The sequence below is a fragment of the Paenibacillus sp. CFBP13512 genome (assembly GCF_005233705.1).
GTDB classification, from domain to species: Bacteria; Bacillota; Bacilli; order Paenibacillales; family Paenibacillaceae; genus Saccharibacillus; species Saccharibacillus nuruki.
The window spans coordinates 63,157-77,335 of the sequence record NZ_QGAD01000003.1; the positions used below are offsets into that span (position 1 = coordinate 63,157).

At 39.1% G+C, this 14,179-nt stretch carries 15 protein-coding genes; 13 read left to right on the forward strand and 2 right to left on the reverse strand.

Annotation, left to right across the window (positions count from 1 at the left end):
• Positions 1-7 precede the first annotated feature (7 nt).
• The 3 genes from PaeCFBP13512_RS04730 (at position 8) to PaeCFBP13512_RS04740 (ending at position 2,836) form a co-directional block, all read left to right on the forward strand.
• Positions 8-1,984 carry a glycoside hydrolase family 127 protein gene (locus PaeCFBP13512_RS04730; protein WP_137221528.1) on the forward strand — a complete coding sequence of 659 codons (1,977 nt, stop codon included), beginning with the start codon at positions 8-10 and terminating at the stop codon, positions 1,982-1,984.
• A gap of 26 nt (positions 1,985-2,010) precedes the next feature.
• Complete coding sequence (locus PaeCFBP13512_RS04735) at positions 2,011-2,247, forward strand: hypothetical protein (protein WP_069325999.1); 237 nt, start codon at positions 2,011-2,013, stop codon at positions 2,245-2,247.
• A 115-nt stretch (positions 2,248-2,362) separates the two neighbouring features.
• Entirely contained in the window at positions 2,363-2,836 is a 474-nt protein-coding gene (locus tag PaeCFBP13512_RS04740) for a hypothetical protein (RefSeq protein WP_137221530.1), read from the forward strand.
• A 75-nt stretch (positions 2,837-2,911) separates the two neighbouring features.
• Here PaeCFBP13512_RS04740 and lexA read toward each other — a convergent pair whose 3' ends face one another.
• On the reverse strand, positions 2,912-3,538 hold the full coding sequence (lexA, locus tag PaeCFBP13512_RS04745; RefSeq protein ID WP_069325997.1) for a transcriptional repressor LexA: 627 nt from the start codon (positions 3,536-3,538) through the stop codon (positions 2,912-2,914).
• A 266-nt stretch (positions 3,539-3,804) separates the two neighbouring features.
• Between lexA and yneA the strand changes: the two genes are divergently transcribed.
• The 4 genes from yneA (at position 3,805) to PaeCFBP13512_RS04765 (ending at position 6,382) form a co-directional block, all read left to right on the forward strand.
• A complete protein-coding gene (gene yneA / locus PaeCFBP13512_RS04750; protein WP_161594212.1) occupies positions 3,805-4,365 on the forward strand; it encodes a cell division suppressor protein YneA in 561 nt (186 codons plus the stop codon).
• A 208-nt stretch (positions 4,366-4,573) separates the two neighbouring features.
• On the forward strand, positions 4,574-4,783 hold the full coding sequence (locus PaeCFBP13512_RS04755) for a DUF896 domain-containing protein (protein ID WP_137221533.1): 210 nt from the start codon (positions 4,574-4,576) through the stop codon (positions 4,781-4,783).
• Positions 4,784-4,966: 183 nt separating this feature from the next.
• Entirely contained in the window at positions 4,967-5,488 is a 522-nt protein-coding gene (locus PaeCFBP13512_RS04760) for a hypothetical protein (protein WP_069325994.1), read from the forward strand.
• 99 nt (positions 5,489-5,587) lie between these two features.
• A complete protein-coding gene (locus PaeCFBP13512_RS04765) occupies positions 5,588-6,382 on the forward strand; it encodes an HAD family hydrolase (RefSeq protein WP_069325993.1) in 795 nt (264 codons plus the stop codon).
• Between the two features lie 90 nt (positions 6,383-6,472).
• On the opposite strand, the gene PaeCFBP13512_RS04770 is transcribed toward PaeCFBP13512_RS04765, so the two are convergent.
• Complete coding sequence (locus PaeCFBP13512_RS04770; protein ID WP_069325992.1) at positions 6,473-7,012, reverse strand: cupin domain-containing protein; 540 nt, start codon at positions 7,010-7,012, stop codon at positions 6,473-6,475.
• 213 nt (positions 7,013-7,225) lie between these two features.
• On the opposite strand from PaeCFBP13512_RS04770, the gene metH reads away from it, so the two are divergent.
• The 6 genes from metH to PaeCFBP13512_RS04800 all read left to right on the forward strand — a co-directional run bounded on the left by metH (position 7,226) and on the right by PaeCFBP13512_RS04800 (position 14,166).
• Positions 7,226-10,666 (forward strand): methionine synthase, encoded by a 3,441-nt coding sequence (gene metH, locus PaeCFBP13512_RS04775; protein WP_137221535.1) that lies wholly within the window; start codon positions 7,226-7,228, stop codon positions 10,664-10,666.
• A 103-nt stretch (positions 10,667-10,769) separates the two neighbouring features.
• Positions 10,770-11,702, forward strand: coding sequence for a ribonuclease Z (rnz, locus tag PaeCFBP13512_RS04780; RefSeq protein WP_069325990.1), 933 nt, complete (start codon positions 10,770-10,772; stop codon positions 11,700-11,702).
• Positions 11,703-11,795: 93 nt separating this feature from the next.
• Positions 11,796-12,602 (forward strand): TIGR01457 family HAD-type hydrolase, encoded by an 807-nt coding sequence (locus PaeCFBP13512_RS04785; RefSeq protein WP_137221537.1) that lies wholly within the window; start codon positions 11,796-11,798, stop codon positions 12,600-12,602.
• A 26-nt stretch (positions 12,603-12,628) separates the two neighbouring features.
• Entirely contained in the window at positions 12,629-13,453 is an 825-nt protein-coding gene (locus PaeCFBP13512_RS04790) for an Fpg/Nei family DNA glycosylase (RefSeq protein ID WP_137221539.1), read from the forward strand.
• A 33-nt stretch (positions 13,454-13,486) separates the two neighbouring features.
• Positions 13,487-13,837, forward strand: coding sequence for a cyclic-phosphate processing receiver domain-containing protein (locus tag PaeCFBP13512_RS04795; protein WP_069325987.1), 351 nt, complete (start codon positions 13,487-13,489; stop codon positions 13,835-13,837).
• A gap of 5 nt (positions 13,838-13,842) precedes the next feature.
• On the forward strand, positions 13,843-14,166 hold the full coding sequence (locus tag PaeCFBP13512_RS04800) for a thioredoxin family protein (RefSeq protein WP_161594213.1): 324 nt from the start codon (positions 13,843-13,845) through the stop codon (positions 14,164-14,166).
• Positions 14,167-14,179: the final 13 nt, after the last annotated feature.

Here is a 14,179-nt window from a genome sequence, read left to right on the forward strand (position 1 = left end):
ACATACGATGTCTTTACAATTAAAATCACTTACGATTACTGATCCATTCTGGGCTCATTATCGAGAACTTGTACGTACAGAAATGATTCCTTATCAATGGAATGTATTGAACGATAATGCGAATATTACGATTGAAAAAGAAAGAAACGATAATAGTATTCCTTCTGAAAAAAGTCATGCAATAGAGAATTTCAAAATTGCTGCTGGATTGAAGCAGGGTAATCATTATGGTTGGGTTTTCCAAGATAGTGATGTGTACAAATGGCTTGAAGCGGTTGCTTACTCTTTATCGATTCATGCGGATACAGAGTTACAAGAATTAGCAGATGGCGTGATAGATCTGATTGCTTTAGCACAAGAGGAAGATGGATACCTCAATACGTATTTCTCAATCGAAGAACCAGAGCGTAGATTTAAAAAATTAGCAGAAAGTCATGAATTGTATTGTGCAGGTCATTTTATTGAAGCAGCTGTTGCTTATTATGAATCGACTCACAATGAAAAAGCATTAACGATCGCTTGTCGATTAGCAGACTGTATAGATGTTCATTTTGGCAAAGAAGAACACCAGATTCAAGGCTATGATGGTCATGAAGAAATAGAGCTAGCATTAACCAAACTGTATTCATTGACTGGAGAGCAACGTTATCTGGAGCTTAGCCGTTATTTTCTGTATGAGCGTGGAACGGATACAACATTTTTTGCCAGACAACAAGCAGCAGATAATGGTCACAAAGCTGTAATTGAAGGTATGAATCATCGTCCTTTGGAGTACTATCAAGCACATCAACCTATTTTAGAACAGCAGACCGCAGAAGGTCATGCCGTAAGATTAGTCTATATGTGTACTGCTATGGCAGATGTTGCTTTATTAGCAGGGGATAACGCGATGTTAGAAGCTTGTCGTCGTCTTTGGAAAAATATAATCAACAAACGCATGTATATTACAGGAGGAATAGGATCAACAGTAGATGGAGAAGCATTTACACTCGATTATGATTTACCTAATGATACGATGTATTGTGAGACTTGTGCTTCGATCGGATTAATCTTTTTTGCCTTTAATATGCTCAAAAATGAAGCGAGATCTGAATATGCAGATGTGCTAGAACGTGCCTTATACAATACTGCTATTGGTGGTATGGCGCTGGATGGTAAGCATTTCTTTTATGTCAATCCGCTAGAAGTGCATCCAGAAAGTAGCCGTCATGATCCGGGGAAAAGTCATGTGAAATTTACAAGACCAGAATGGTTCGGTTGTGCTTGTTGTCCGCCGAATCTAGCTCGCTTATTAACATCACTTCACAAATATATTTATACTGTTCAAGCAGACACAAATACGATATACACTCATTTATTTATGACCCATACAACAGAGTTAGAGATCAATGATCATCCTGTGCAATTGGAGCAAATTACTAATTTGCCATGGGAAGGTGATGTTTCTATAGTCACACAGATGAAGCAATCCACTTCGTTTACATTAGCCATTAGATTGCCATACTGGGCTGAACATTATTCTTTATTGTTAAATGGTAATCCTATAGATGCAGACCCCATCAACGGATATATACACATTGATCGAATCTGGCATAGTAATGACAAGCTAGAATTGAAGTTACCGATGGAGATTAAAGAATATACCGCTCATCCATTAGTACGGGCGGATATAGGCAAAGTTGCTATAGGTCGAGGGCCATTTATATATTGTGCAGAAGAGGTTGATAATGGAGAGCATTTGCATTTGGTTCAGTTAACGCAAGATCAGACATATGAGTATGAATTTGATGAACAATTATTAGGTGGAGTAGGCACGATTAAAGTAGAAGCTCGAAAAAGAAATATAGAACCAGAGTGGGAAGATGTATTATATGCTTCTAAAGCTCCTCAAACGTATACGTCTACAGCGTTACGTCTAATTCCTTATTACTGCTGGGCGAACCGACAAATAGGCGAAATGCGTGTATGGCTTAATAAAGCTTAATAAACATTCAGAAAGGAGAATACACAATGAAATCCAAAATGAAAATTGATCCCCAAAAATTTGCATACACTGTGATTTCAAGTTATTCATCAGATAAAGAGAATGCAGAAGCGATTGCCAAAGATCATCTGAGCGTATTTTTGAATGCTTATTTTGTAGCAGAAAAATTCAATATATTAGAATCTCAATTAGCAGAAAAAGCAGAAAGTAAAGATTTCAAAGCATTATTAGCTAAATTAATGGATACTAAGCTTTTTGGATAAGGTAGAACAAGATATTAGTTGAAAAAATATAATAGTAAGAGGAAATAAAAGGTATTCATTCTCTCAGATTAGGTTATGATGAAAGGGTAATTTAACTTATGAGAGAGGTGAGGTTATGGGTTGGATTGAGTCTGCGGCAATACGTGCGCGAGAAGAGAAAGTAGAGAAGGAAAAAGCTCATACCTATTCTTTAGAAATCCACGAACATTTTTTAGAACACTGCGAAGATTTATGGATGAAGTTTTCTACGATTTTAGAAGAGATCCAAGAAAATTTCAAAGAAGATTGTAGTGTTCAAAAAAAAGATGGAACTCAATTAGTCATTACAATCGCTCTCGTTGTTATTACGATCAATGCTGTTAAAAAAAATCTGACTGAGCACTATCATGGAGAAGCTTATATAGAATATAGTTGCTCACACAATCCAGGAAAACCTCAACTTGCTGTAGAATCATTATATTTAAATCCAATCGATCATCCTGTGTGGATGTATAAAATGGAGCAGAATGGAAAAGAAGTAGATGTTCCTTTTAGTGAGATCGAAGCTGAAGATGTTATTAAAACAGCTCTATGGAAATATATACAATAAATATGTAATAGTAATAAACTACAAAAAAGACCACTATCGATTAAGATAGTGGTCTTTTCTTATGATACATATGATTTAGTGCAGATTACGGAACAAACCTACAACTTTACCCAAAATCGTAACATGCGTCAGACGTAGTGGCTGATACATAGGATTTTCAGGTTGTAGACGAATATGGTCTTTTTCTTTATAAAAAGTTTTGACCGTTGCTTCATCGTCTTCTGTCATAGCGACAACAATATCGCCATTATCAGCGGTTTGTTGTTGACGTACGATCACGTAATCACCATTATAAATTCCTGCTTCAATCATACTGTCTCCAACTACAGAAAGCATAAATACTTGTCCTTCACCTGTAAAATTCTGTGGTAGAGGGAAGTAATCTTCAATATGTTCTGTAGCTGTAATCGGAACACCGGCGGTTACTTTTCCAATAATAGGAACACGAGATACCGTTTGAGCGAAAAGAATATTACTTTCAGACTCTTCTTGACCCAACAACTCGATGGCACGAGGTTTGGTCGGGTCGCGTCGAATCAGTCCTTTTTTCTCCAAACGATCCAGATGACCATGTACAGTAGAACTAGAAGCAAGACCTACAGCTTCACCAATTTCACGTACAGATGGCGGGTAACCTTTAAGTTTGACTTCATTTCGGATAAATTCCAAAATGGCCTGTTGGCGACTTGAAACTTTTGACATACCTTATCAACCCCAATGCTAGTAACGTTTGGCAAAATTATAACATAGAACTACCGTTCGTACAAACATAAGTTCTAAAATTTGTATATTTATTTGTTATTTGCTTATTTTCGTAGTCTATTCATCATCTAAATAGCATTATCTATAGTCCAAAAGTTGCGATAAAAAACACGAACGAAAGTTCGTAAAAAACTATTGAGTAAAACATATGTTCGTGTTATAGTGAATTTGAGAAAACAAGAACAAATGTTTGGAGCGTGATGAAAATGTTAAAATATACTACATATCGTAGCATCCACAATCAGTCTGAAGAGGATGAACAACAGATTGATACATCAGGATCAGATATACATCATACATCAACAGGTTATTCGGAAAAGCAAGCACAACAAGAAGCTATTCATGCTACACGGGCGGACAAAGATGTAGTTGTGGATGAGTGGACTTACGTACCTACCGTACAGAAGATCCGCAAGCCGATTCAACCAAAAGGCAAAAAGACGTTACGTCAAAAAACACTTCATCTTATCCAAAGCACAGCGCAAAAAGTAAAATGGAAATCAGGCGGACGTTTGATGGTATGTTTTGTTTTTGCAGGCGTATTGTTATACGGTGGAGTCATTCATAATTTCGTAGTTGCAGACAAGGTAGAAGGCCCTACACAAAAAGTAGTGGTACATGCAGGAGACAGTCTATGGAGTATTGCGAAAGAATACAAATCTGTACAGACAGATACGCGAGATTATATTGCTCAGATTCGTAGTGAGAATCAATTGGATTCAAGCGAAATCCAAGCAGGAGATGTGTTGGTTATTCCTTACGATTAATACACTATACTGAACTTAAATATACATGACTTATGGATACATGTATCGCAGGTAGTTTGTGTATGGGATAATGTCATCCGGTTAGGAATATTGTGATCGAACGATCAATATCGTCAAAGTTTGTTGAGATCTATAGATCTTGACAAGCTTTTTTTTACATGTCAAAGTTAGTGGGGCAAAAAGCACACCGATCACATGGAGGTTAATTATGGATATCGATACACTGATTACACGCATCAATGAATTAGCTCGTAAAAAGAAAAGTTCAGGTCTTACAGCAGAAGAAACGATAGAACGTGATGAATTACGTGCTGTTTATTTGAATAATATTCGCAGTAATTTCCGTCAACAATTAGATACAATTGAATTTGTAGAAGATACTGAATCATCGGATAACACCAAAAATAGTCAGAAATAAGAACATATAATAGCTTCAATCCACAAAAGAAAAATGAACGATAATAAGGGTGCTCTGGCCGATCTAGAACAGAGCATCCTATTTTGCTATAGAAATTTGGGGCTTGTTCTGGCATGATAAGATAGAAGGAAGTCTTCTGCTTTTATTGTAAGGCTTACATTATCTATTAGGGGGAAACAAAGTATGTCCCGTTCCTGGGAAAGGCAAGTTCGACGTAACTCAAAGCAAGTCAATGCTACACGTAGAAAACAAGGTCAGACTTCTATCGGTGGCAAAACCAGTATTTCCGAATATACGGCATATAAAGGAAGAAATATTGTTTTTCCAGCTGCTCTAGTGATATTGGGAATTATTTATGCTGTTATGGGTATTATGTATCCAACAGCTGATGGATTTAGTGCGATCTTTATCATTACTGTCGCATTGTATATCTTACTGGGTGTTATGCTTTATTTCCGCAAACCGTACTTGAAAATTGGTAGAGATTCACTGATTACAACCAAATTTAATCGTGATCGTCTGATTTCTTCATCTCAAGTGAAAAGTATCCGTCTTCAAAAAGGATATGTTGTTATTGAACATAGCTCCAAAGGTGGAAGCTGGGTATTCTCTCGTACTCTAAACCGTTATGATACAGATGCAATGAGCGAGCATTTGCGTACATTTGCAGCACAACACAAAATTACGATTCAAGAAAAAGCGTAAGCTTTTTGGAGAATGATTGGCATATAGCATCTATATCTGAGCAAGCATTCTAGTTCTAGTATAGTCAAAGTAATCATTATCGTTGAGGAGGTACAGGCAGTGAGTATTGAAGCCGTGTTGTTTGATCTAGATGATACGTTATTATGGGATGAACGCAGTATAGAAGAAGCTTTTGCAGAGACTTGCCGTGTGGCTCAGGAAGCGACAGGGGTAGATCCTATCGCTTTGGAAGAAGCTGTACGTAGAGAAGCAAGAGCACTTTATGAATCCTATGAGACTTTTCCATTTACACAATGGATAGGAATTAATCCGTTTGAAGGCTTGTGGGCTCAATTTTCCGCAGGTGAACAACCAGAATTCCGTCAATTGCAAGCAATTGCACCGACTTATCGCAAAGAATCATGGCGTAACGGTCTAAGTGCAATGGGGATCGAAGATGAAGCTTTGGCACTACAACTGTCTGATCGATTCGTTCAAGAACGACGTAACCGTCCTCATATCTATGAAGAAACATTTCAGATTTTGGATGAATTACAAGGTAAAGTGAAGCTATTGTTACTGACCAACGGTTGCCCTGCTTTGCAACAAGAAAAGTTAGACGGTGTGCCCAAATTAGCTCCTTATTTTGATCAGGTGGTTGTATCGGGTGCATTTGGCAAAGGGAAACCGAATGCTGAGATCTTTGAGCATGCGCTTGGTTTGTTGGAAGTACAACCTGAGCATGCACTGATGATCGGGGATAAGCTTACTACAGATATCAAAGGCGCACTTGCAGCAGGTATTAAGTCTGTCTGGGTGAATCGTAATGGTAAAGTCAATGATAGTGAGATCAAGCCTGATTATGAAATTAAAAGCTTAACTGAGATCCATCAGATTACAGCTCAGTTGGTGTAATAGACTGATCGGTTACGTACCAATAGTATCAAACACATCACAAAAATCCCTTACCCGATCAAAGCGGTAAGGGATTTTGTATGTGTATACTTATGCTTTTTGGAAAGAGCTATCTTCAAACGGAACAGCAATCCAACCGTCTGTTTCGACAAACAAACGAACAGCTACAATTTTACGATTGTCAACAAGTGTAAAGAAGTGAGGTGTATTCTCAGGTACAGAAATAACATCGCCTGGTTCTAACTCAACATCGAAATATCCATGCTCAGGGCTTTTGATAATAAAAATACCGTTCCCCGATACGATCGCACGAATTTCATCTTCTGTATGTGTATGAATCTCTTCGAATTTAGCTAACTTTGCTTCAAGATCAGGTGTAGACTCAGATAATGTAATCACGTCCCAAGTACGGTAACCACGACGTGCTGAAAGGTCTTTGATTTCTTCAGCATACGTATCCAAAACCGCTTGTTTTTGCTCATCTGTTAAAGTGAAGTTATCTTGCAATTCAGGAGCTAATTTGGAAGCATCCCATTTTTCATATACCACTTCATGTTTGTTCAAAAACTCCAGAACCTTGTCATCTCCAGCAATTCGTTCGTTGGTATTTCTAATTCTGATTTCAGCCATCGGATTACCCTTCTTTCAATGTTTTTATGTTGTATTATAAAAGAAAAAGCATTTTTTGTCGATACTTTCATAGAAACTTCATCCTGTGTGTAGATAAAGTTGTTCCCTCTCATTATAAGCATACTATATCGATACATGACAAATAAGATTCTTTTCTAGTTAAAAGGTTTCTGTTAAACTAAAGCCTAACGTTTTGCGGGGAGGATCGAATAGATGAAGAAGCCTGACCTACAAGAAAGACTTGAACAGCGTATTCTGATTTTGGATGGCGCTATGGGTACTATGATTCAACAAAGAGATCTAACAGCTGATGATTTTGGGAGCGATGATCTGGACGGTTGTAATGAAATATTGGTTTTAACACGTCCCGATGTTATTCAAGAAATCCATGAACAATATTTAGCTGCAGGTGCAGATTTGATCGAAACGAATACATTTGGTGCAACATCAGTCGTTTTAGCTGAATATGATATTCAGGATCAAGCACGAGAATTGAATCTAGCAGCAGTAAAGCTTGCCAAAGCTGCTGTTGATAAATACAGCACTGCTGAACGCCCACGCTATGTTGTAGGCGCTATGGGGCCCACTACCAAAACATTATCGGTTACTGGCGGAGTGACTTTTGATGAGCTGGTGGATAGTTATCAGGAACAGGCTGTTGCTTTGATAGAAGGCGGTTCAGATGTACTTCTATTAGAAACCTCGCAAGATACATTGAACGTGAAAGCAGGGAGTATCGGTATCCGTAATGCGTTTGAACAGACCGGTATTCATCTCCCTCTAATGATATCCGGTACAATTGAGCCCATGGGTACGACACTTGCCGGACAGAATATAGAATCTTTTTATATTTCTTTAGAACATTTGAATCCGATTTCAGTAGGGCTAAATTGTGCGACAGGGCCTGAATTTATGCGTGATCATATTCGTTCTTTATCTGAAATTGCAGGAGCCGCAGTAAGTTGTTATCCTAATGCGGGTTTGCCGGATGAAAATGGGAATTATCATGAATCTCCAGAATCACTAGGACGCAAAATGGCAGCTTTTGCTGAACAAGGTTGGCTCAATATCGCAGGTGGCTGTTGCGGAACAACACCAGAACATATTCGAGTGATGGATGAATTATTATCCCAGTATCCACCTCGTCCTATGATCGGTACACATCCTCCTGCTTTATCTGGAATCGAACCTGTTTATATTGAACAAGATAATCGTCCTTATATGGTTGGTGAGCGTACCAATGTGCTGGGGTCACGTAAGTTCAAACGACTGATTGTAGAAGGCAAATACGAAGAAGCTTCTGAGATTGCTCGTGCTCAAGTTAAAAATGGTGCACAAGTGATAGATATTTGTGTACAGGATCCCGATCGAGATGAAACCTATGATATGGAGAAATTTTTAGATTTGGTTGTCAAAAAAGTAAAAGCTCCATTAATGATCGATACAACCGATGTTGCGGTGATTGATATTGCTCTTCGTTATTCGCAAGGTAAAGCGATTATCAATTCGATCAATTTAGAAGATGGTGAAGAAAAGTTCGAAGATGTCACACCACTGATTCATAAATACGGTGCTGCTGTAGTGGTAGGTACAATTGACGAACGAGGACAGGCAATAACCGCGCAAGACAAATTAGAAGTGGCTAAGCGTTCACAACAATTGCTTGTTGATAAATATGGGCTCAAAACAGAAGATTTAATTTTCGATCCGCTTGTTTTTCCAGTGGGTACAGGAGACGAACAATATATCGGCTCTGCTAAAGAAACGATTGATGGGATTCGCTTAATTAAGCAACAGGTTCCAGGCTGTCATACGATTCTAGGTATCAGTAATATATCGTTCGGATTACCTGAAGCAGGACGGGAAGTATTGAATTCTGTATTTTTATATGAATGTACCAAAGCAGGATTAGATTATGCGATTGTGAATACGGAGAAATTAGAGCGGTATGCTTCTATTCCTGATCATGAGCGTCATCTTGCAGAAGAATTACTTTACAATACCAATGATGCAACACTGGCTGAATTTGTTGCTGCTTTTCGGAATAAGAAGGTAGAAAAGAAAGTTCTCGATTCTAATCTTACTGTTGAAGAACGATTGGCTTCTTATGTAGTTGAAGGAACCAAAGAAGGCTTACTTCCAGATTTGGAAAAGGCACTTCAAAAGTATTCCTCGTTAGAAGTTATCAATGGCCCGCTTATGGCTGGGATGGAAGAAGTCGGACGATTGTTCAATAACAATGAACTGATTGTAGCTGAAGTGTTGCAAAGTGCTGAAGTGATGAAAGCGTCTGTTGCTTATCTTGAACAGTTTATGGAGAAAAATGAATCGTCTGTAAAAGGTAAGATTTTGCTGGCAACTGTTAAAGGCGATGTACATGATATCGGTAAAAATTTAGTAGAGATCATTTTATCCAATAATGGTTATAAAATTATTAATCTAGGCATTAAAGTACCACCTGAACGTATTATCGAAGCATACCGTAATGAAAAAGCAGATGCTATCGGGTTATCAGGGCTATTGGTCAAATCAGCTCAACAAATGATCACGACAGCTCAAGATCTGCGTAGTGCAGGTATTGCGATTCCGATTCTAGTCGGTGGAGCTGCTTTAACTCGTAAATTTACCAAAAACCGTATACGACCTGAATACGATGGATTGGTATTATACGCCAAAGATGCAATGGATGGTCTTGATATAGCCAACCGTCTGATGAATCCTGAAAAACGGGCAGTGATCGAAGCTGAAGTTGCCGCTGAAAATGAGATTGATACAGCAGTAGCGGTAGAAGTTGCGCCATTACCTGTACTGACTCGTGCGGTAAAATCAGATATTGATCCTAATGTACAGATCTATATTCCGCCTGATCTAGATCGTCATGTATTGCGTAATTATCCGCTTGGTCACATTTTGCCGTATGTGAATATGCAGATGCTTCTAGGACATCATTTAGGGCTTAAAGGTTCTGTAGAGCAATTGTTAGCGAAGGAAGATCCGAAAGCAGTACAGCTCAAATCGGTAGTAGACGAAATATTGCAAAAAGCATTGACCGAGCATATTATTCAGGCTCACGGTATGTATCGCTTTTTTCCTGCTCAATCCAGTGGAAATGATGTCATCGTCTATGATCCAGAAGATCACAGCCGAATCTTGCATACATTTACTTTCCCTCGCCAACAAGTAGAACCTTATCTCTGTCTCGCTGACTTTTTGAAGTCTGTAGAAAGTGGTATGATGGATTATGTAGGATTTATGGTAGTCACTGCCGGTCAGGGGATTAGTGCACTTGCTTCAGAGTGGAAAGACAAAGGCGATTATCTACGTTCCCATGTTCTTCAGGCTGTAGCTCTAGAGACCGCAGAAGGACTTGCAGAACGTGTTCATCATATGATGCGTGATAGTTGGGGATTCTCTGATCCAGCCACCATGACGATGAAGCAACGCTTAGGCGCACGTTATCAAGGGATTCGGGTATCGTTTGGTTATCCGGCGTGCCCTGATTTGGAAGATCAAGGTCCTTTATTTGCTTTATTAAAACCTGAAGATATCGGTGTTGAATTAACCGAAGGATTTATGATGGAGCCAGAAGCTTCAGTATCAGCGATGGTATTCAGCCATCCACAGGCTCGTTATTTTAATGTCGATAAGGCGTAACTATAGATTGAGTTGTATCATCTGTTATTATTGCAGAATCCTCCGACCCATCGGGGGATTTTTGTTACGGAACTTGGCGAACACAGAAGGAAGGTAGAGAGAGATGGAATTGTATTTTTTGGGAACCAATGCAGGGGTCCCTACACTTCAACGTAATGTGACCTCTATTGGATTGCGAATGTATGAAGAACGTCGTGCCTTATGGTTATTTGATTGTGGAGAAGGTACTCAGCATCAAGTATTACGTTCTTTACTCAAATTAAGTAAATTAGAAAAGATTTTTATTACTCATTTACATGGTGATCATTTATTCGGTCTTCCAGGATTATTATCCAGTCGTGCTTATCAAGGAGGAGTGACTCCGCTGACAGTGTATGGTCCTGTAGGATTAGAGCGATATATTCGCACCACACTCGAACTCAGTCAATCACGTATTGAATATGAGTTGAATATTGTGGAACACGAAGGCGGCGTAGTCTTTGAAGACGAAATGTTTCGCGTAGAGTCTGCATTATTAGAGCATCGTATTGATAGTTACGGGTATCGTATTATTGAAAAAGATCGCCCGGGACAATTGAATTTTGAAATATTAAAACATCATGGAATTAAGCCAGGACCTCTCTACGGGCAGTTGAAAAACGGAGGAAGTATCCAGTTAGCAGATGGACAAACATTACACTCTCATCAAGTCGTAGGTAAACCGAAAAAAGGAAAAATAATTACGATTCTAGGAGATACAAGACCTTGTCCTAATGTAAGTCTGCTGGCGCAAGATGCAGATGTATTGGTGCATGAAGCTACTTTCTTGCAAGATATGGAAGAAACTGCTCATAATTATTATCACAGCACTACATTACAAGCAGCACATGCAGCTAAAGAAGCGAATGCACACGAATTGATTTTGACTCATTTCAGCTCCCGTTATAAAGATCGTGAGCAGCTTGAGCCTTTGCTTCAAGAAGCCAAAAGCGTGTTTGAAAATACTTTGTTAGCAGAAGAACATGTACTATTTCCGATCACTTCTAAGTCGGTTTGAAGTATTTTTGTTGCGGCAATATAAGGATACCGTTTGCCTTATGCCGCAACTTTTTTTACAATGAAGATTGTGAGTGATAGAAAGGGTGTCTATATGACAACAAATCGTAAAGGATTGCTAATTGATCTGGATGGTACATTGTATCATGGTGATACCGTGATCGAAGGAGCAAGTGCTTGGATAGAAGATTTAAAGTCGAAGCAGATTCCTTATTTATTTGTTACCAATAACTCTTCACGTACGCCGCAAGGAGTCGCAGATCATCTGACTCATCTAGGCATACCTGCTAGTGCTGAACAAGTATGTACTTCGGCTATGGCAGCTGCTCATTATATTGCAGAGCAGTCACCTGATTCCAGTGTATATGTCATTGGAGAAGATGGATTGAAGCAAGCCGTAACAGCACACGGATTACAATTAACAGAGGAACAACCGGATTATGTCCTTCAAGGGATCGATCGTCAATTTACATATGAAAAGCTGACCAAGGCATTACGCCTGATCGCAAGTGGAGCTCAGTTTATTCTGACGAACCCCGATCTTCAGCTTCCTTCACATGATGGTTTGTTGCCAGGAGCAGGTACGATTGGCGCATCCATTGCTGCCGCTACAGGTGTAGAACCTGTTGTGATAGGTAAACCATCAGCTATCTTGATGGAATATGCATTAGAACGCTTAGGACTACCTGCAAGCGATGCGATTGTAGTAGGTGATAATCTATTAACAGATATTGCTGCTGGTGCGGCAGCCGGTTGTGTAACAGTACTGGTCTTAAGCGGTATTACAACAACAGCGAATATGTCTATACATGAAGCCAAAGCAGGGGTCAAAGCAGATATCATATGTCAGAATCTTGCCGAAGTCAGTGCGGCACTTGGATTCCAGTCATTATCCCATTAATTGATATAGAGAGAGGAAGAATTCTTATGCCAGAATTGCCAGAATTAGAAAACTATAAAGTGCAATTAAGCAATTACATTTTAAATGTACCGATTACTCAAATTGAGGTTAAGCGTGCCAAAGCTGTTAATCTCGAATCCGAACAAGTAAATCGTCAAATCGTAGGCGAACGAATTGCTTTTATCGAACGTCGCGGTAAATATTTAAATTTGCATACTAATAATGGACAACGTCTGCTTTTAAGTATTGCAACAGGTGGTTCTTTATTTTATGGCAAAACACAAGACAATGCAGATCGTGTATCTGATGTTGAAATTCAATTCGAAGATCACAATTCTCTTTACTTTACCGGTGCACGTCAAGGGATGTTCTATGTGTATACTGCCAAAGAAGCAGGCGCTAAATTAAAAGATTTAGGTCCTGAAGCAACGGATCGCAAATTAACGGAAGAACAGTTCATCAAACTATATAAAGGTCGTCGGAGTTCTCTTAAAACGGCATTGACCAATCAAAATCTAGTAGCAGGTATTGGAAGCTACTACGCGGATGAGATCGCATTTACAGCTGGATTATTACCATCTGCCAAAGTACAAGAACTAGAAGATGAAGCATTATCTCGTCTTTATGTCGCTATGCAGACTGTACTAGAAGAAGCGATTCAAACAGGTGGACATCTTGCAGGTCAACCGTTAACAGTAACGGATTCGTTAACAGGTGGATTCCATGAACTTCGTCGTGTATATGAGCGTGAAGGTGAACCTTCTGTACGTTCTGCGAAAGACTTAATTGTCAAAACCGAAGTCTCAGGTAAAAAAGCATATTATTGTCCAGCTACACAATTTGAAAAATAAAATCAAGCCATAGGAACCGAGGAGGCAGTATTTATGATCAATCTTTATTTGGATGATTATCGTCCTTGCCCCAAAGGTTTTGCTCTAGCGAGAGACGGAGAAGAATGTCTGATGATGCTCAGAGAGAGTGAAGTCCATATTCTTTCGCTAGATCATGAGCTTGGTTTTGGGCAAATGGATGGAACAGATGTAGTCAAAGCGATGGTGCATGAAGGTCTATTTGCTAATGAAATTTATTTGCATACTTCAAGTATGTCAGGTCGCAAGCGAATGTACGAACTCTTATATCAAGCAAAACCTGAACATGTGATTCTGCATGATGGTGCTATGCCTGCGGAACTTCTGAGTGATATCGCTAACCAAGCTTCACAAGGGCAAGGGTGATGGTTATGATCGAAGAACTGACAGAACAACAAGCGCTAGCTATGGCGACCACATCAGGACAAGCAGTAGCTATATATGCGTATACACCGCTTTGTGGTACTTGTAAAATGGGGCGACGGATGTTAGAAATTACGTTACCTCTTTTACCAGAACAAACGGTATATGCTTTAAATGTTAACTTTGCACCTACATTTGTACAAGCTTACGAAATTAGCAGTATACCGTGTCTGATTGTATTTGAAGCGTGGAGAGAAAAAACTCCACGTTTTTTATACCGTATGGAATCTGTTCCACGTATACTTGAACATATCCGTAGTGCAATCGCATAAATTATTGGAGGCT

Bases quoted from the DNA above. Each gene is read 5' to 3' on its own strand.
- PaeCFBP13512_RS04730 (WP_137221528.1), top strand. From the start codon at position 8: ATGTCTTTACAATTAAAATCACTTACGATTACTGATCCATTCTGGGCT.
- PaeCFBP13512_RS04735 (WP_069325999.1), top strand. From the start codon at position 2,011: ATGAAATCCAAAATGAAAATTGATCCCCAAAAATTTGCATACACTGTG.
- PaeCFBP13512_RS04740 (WP_137221530.1), top strand. From the start codon at position 2,363: ATGGGTTGGATTGAGTCTGCGGCAATACGTGCGCGAGAAGAGAAAGTA.
- lexA (WP_069325997.1), bottom strand. From the start codon at position 3,538: ATGTCAAAAGTTTCAAGTCGCCAACAGGCCATTTTGGAATTTATCCGA.
- yneA (WP_161594212.1), top strand. From the start codon at position 3,805: ATGTTAAAATATACTACATATCGTAGCATCCACAATCAGTCTGAAGAG.
- PaeCFBP13512_RS04755 (WP_137221533.1), top strand. From the start codon at position 4,574: ATGGATATCGATACACTGATTACACGCATCAATGAATTAGCTCGTAAA.
- PaeCFBP13512_RS04760 (WP_069325994.1), top strand. From the start codon at position 4,967: ATGTCCCGTTCCTGGGAAAGGCAAGTTCGACGTAACTCAAAGCAAGTC.
- PaeCFBP13512_RS04770 (WP_069325992.1), bottom strand. From the start codon at position 7,012: ATGGCTGAAATCAGAATTAGAAATACCAACGAACGAATTGCTGGAGAT.
- metH (WP_137221535.1), top strand. From the start codon at position 7,226: ATGAAGAAGCCTGACCTACAAGAAAGACTTGAACAGCGTATTCTGATT.
- rnz (WP_069325990.1), top strand. From the start codon at position 10,770: ATGGAATTGTATTTTTTGGGAACCAATGCAGGGGTCCCTACACTTCAA.
- PaeCFBP13512_RS04785 (WP_137221537.1), top strand. From the start codon at position 11,796: ATGACAACAAATCGTAAAGGATTGCTAATTGATCTGGATGGTACATTG.
- PaeCFBP13512_RS04790 (WP_137221539.1), top strand. From the start codon at position 12,629: ATGCCAGAATTGCCAGAATTAGAAAACTATAAAGTGCAATTAAGCAAT.
- PaeCFBP13512_RS04795 (WP_069325987.1), top strand. From the start codon at position 13,487: ATGATCAATCTTTATTTGGATGATTATCGTCCTTGCCCCAAAGGTTTT.
- PaeCFBP13512_RS04800 (WP_161594213.1), top strand. From the start codon at position 13,843: ATGATCGAAGAACTGACAGAACAACAAGCGCTAGCTATGGCGACCACA.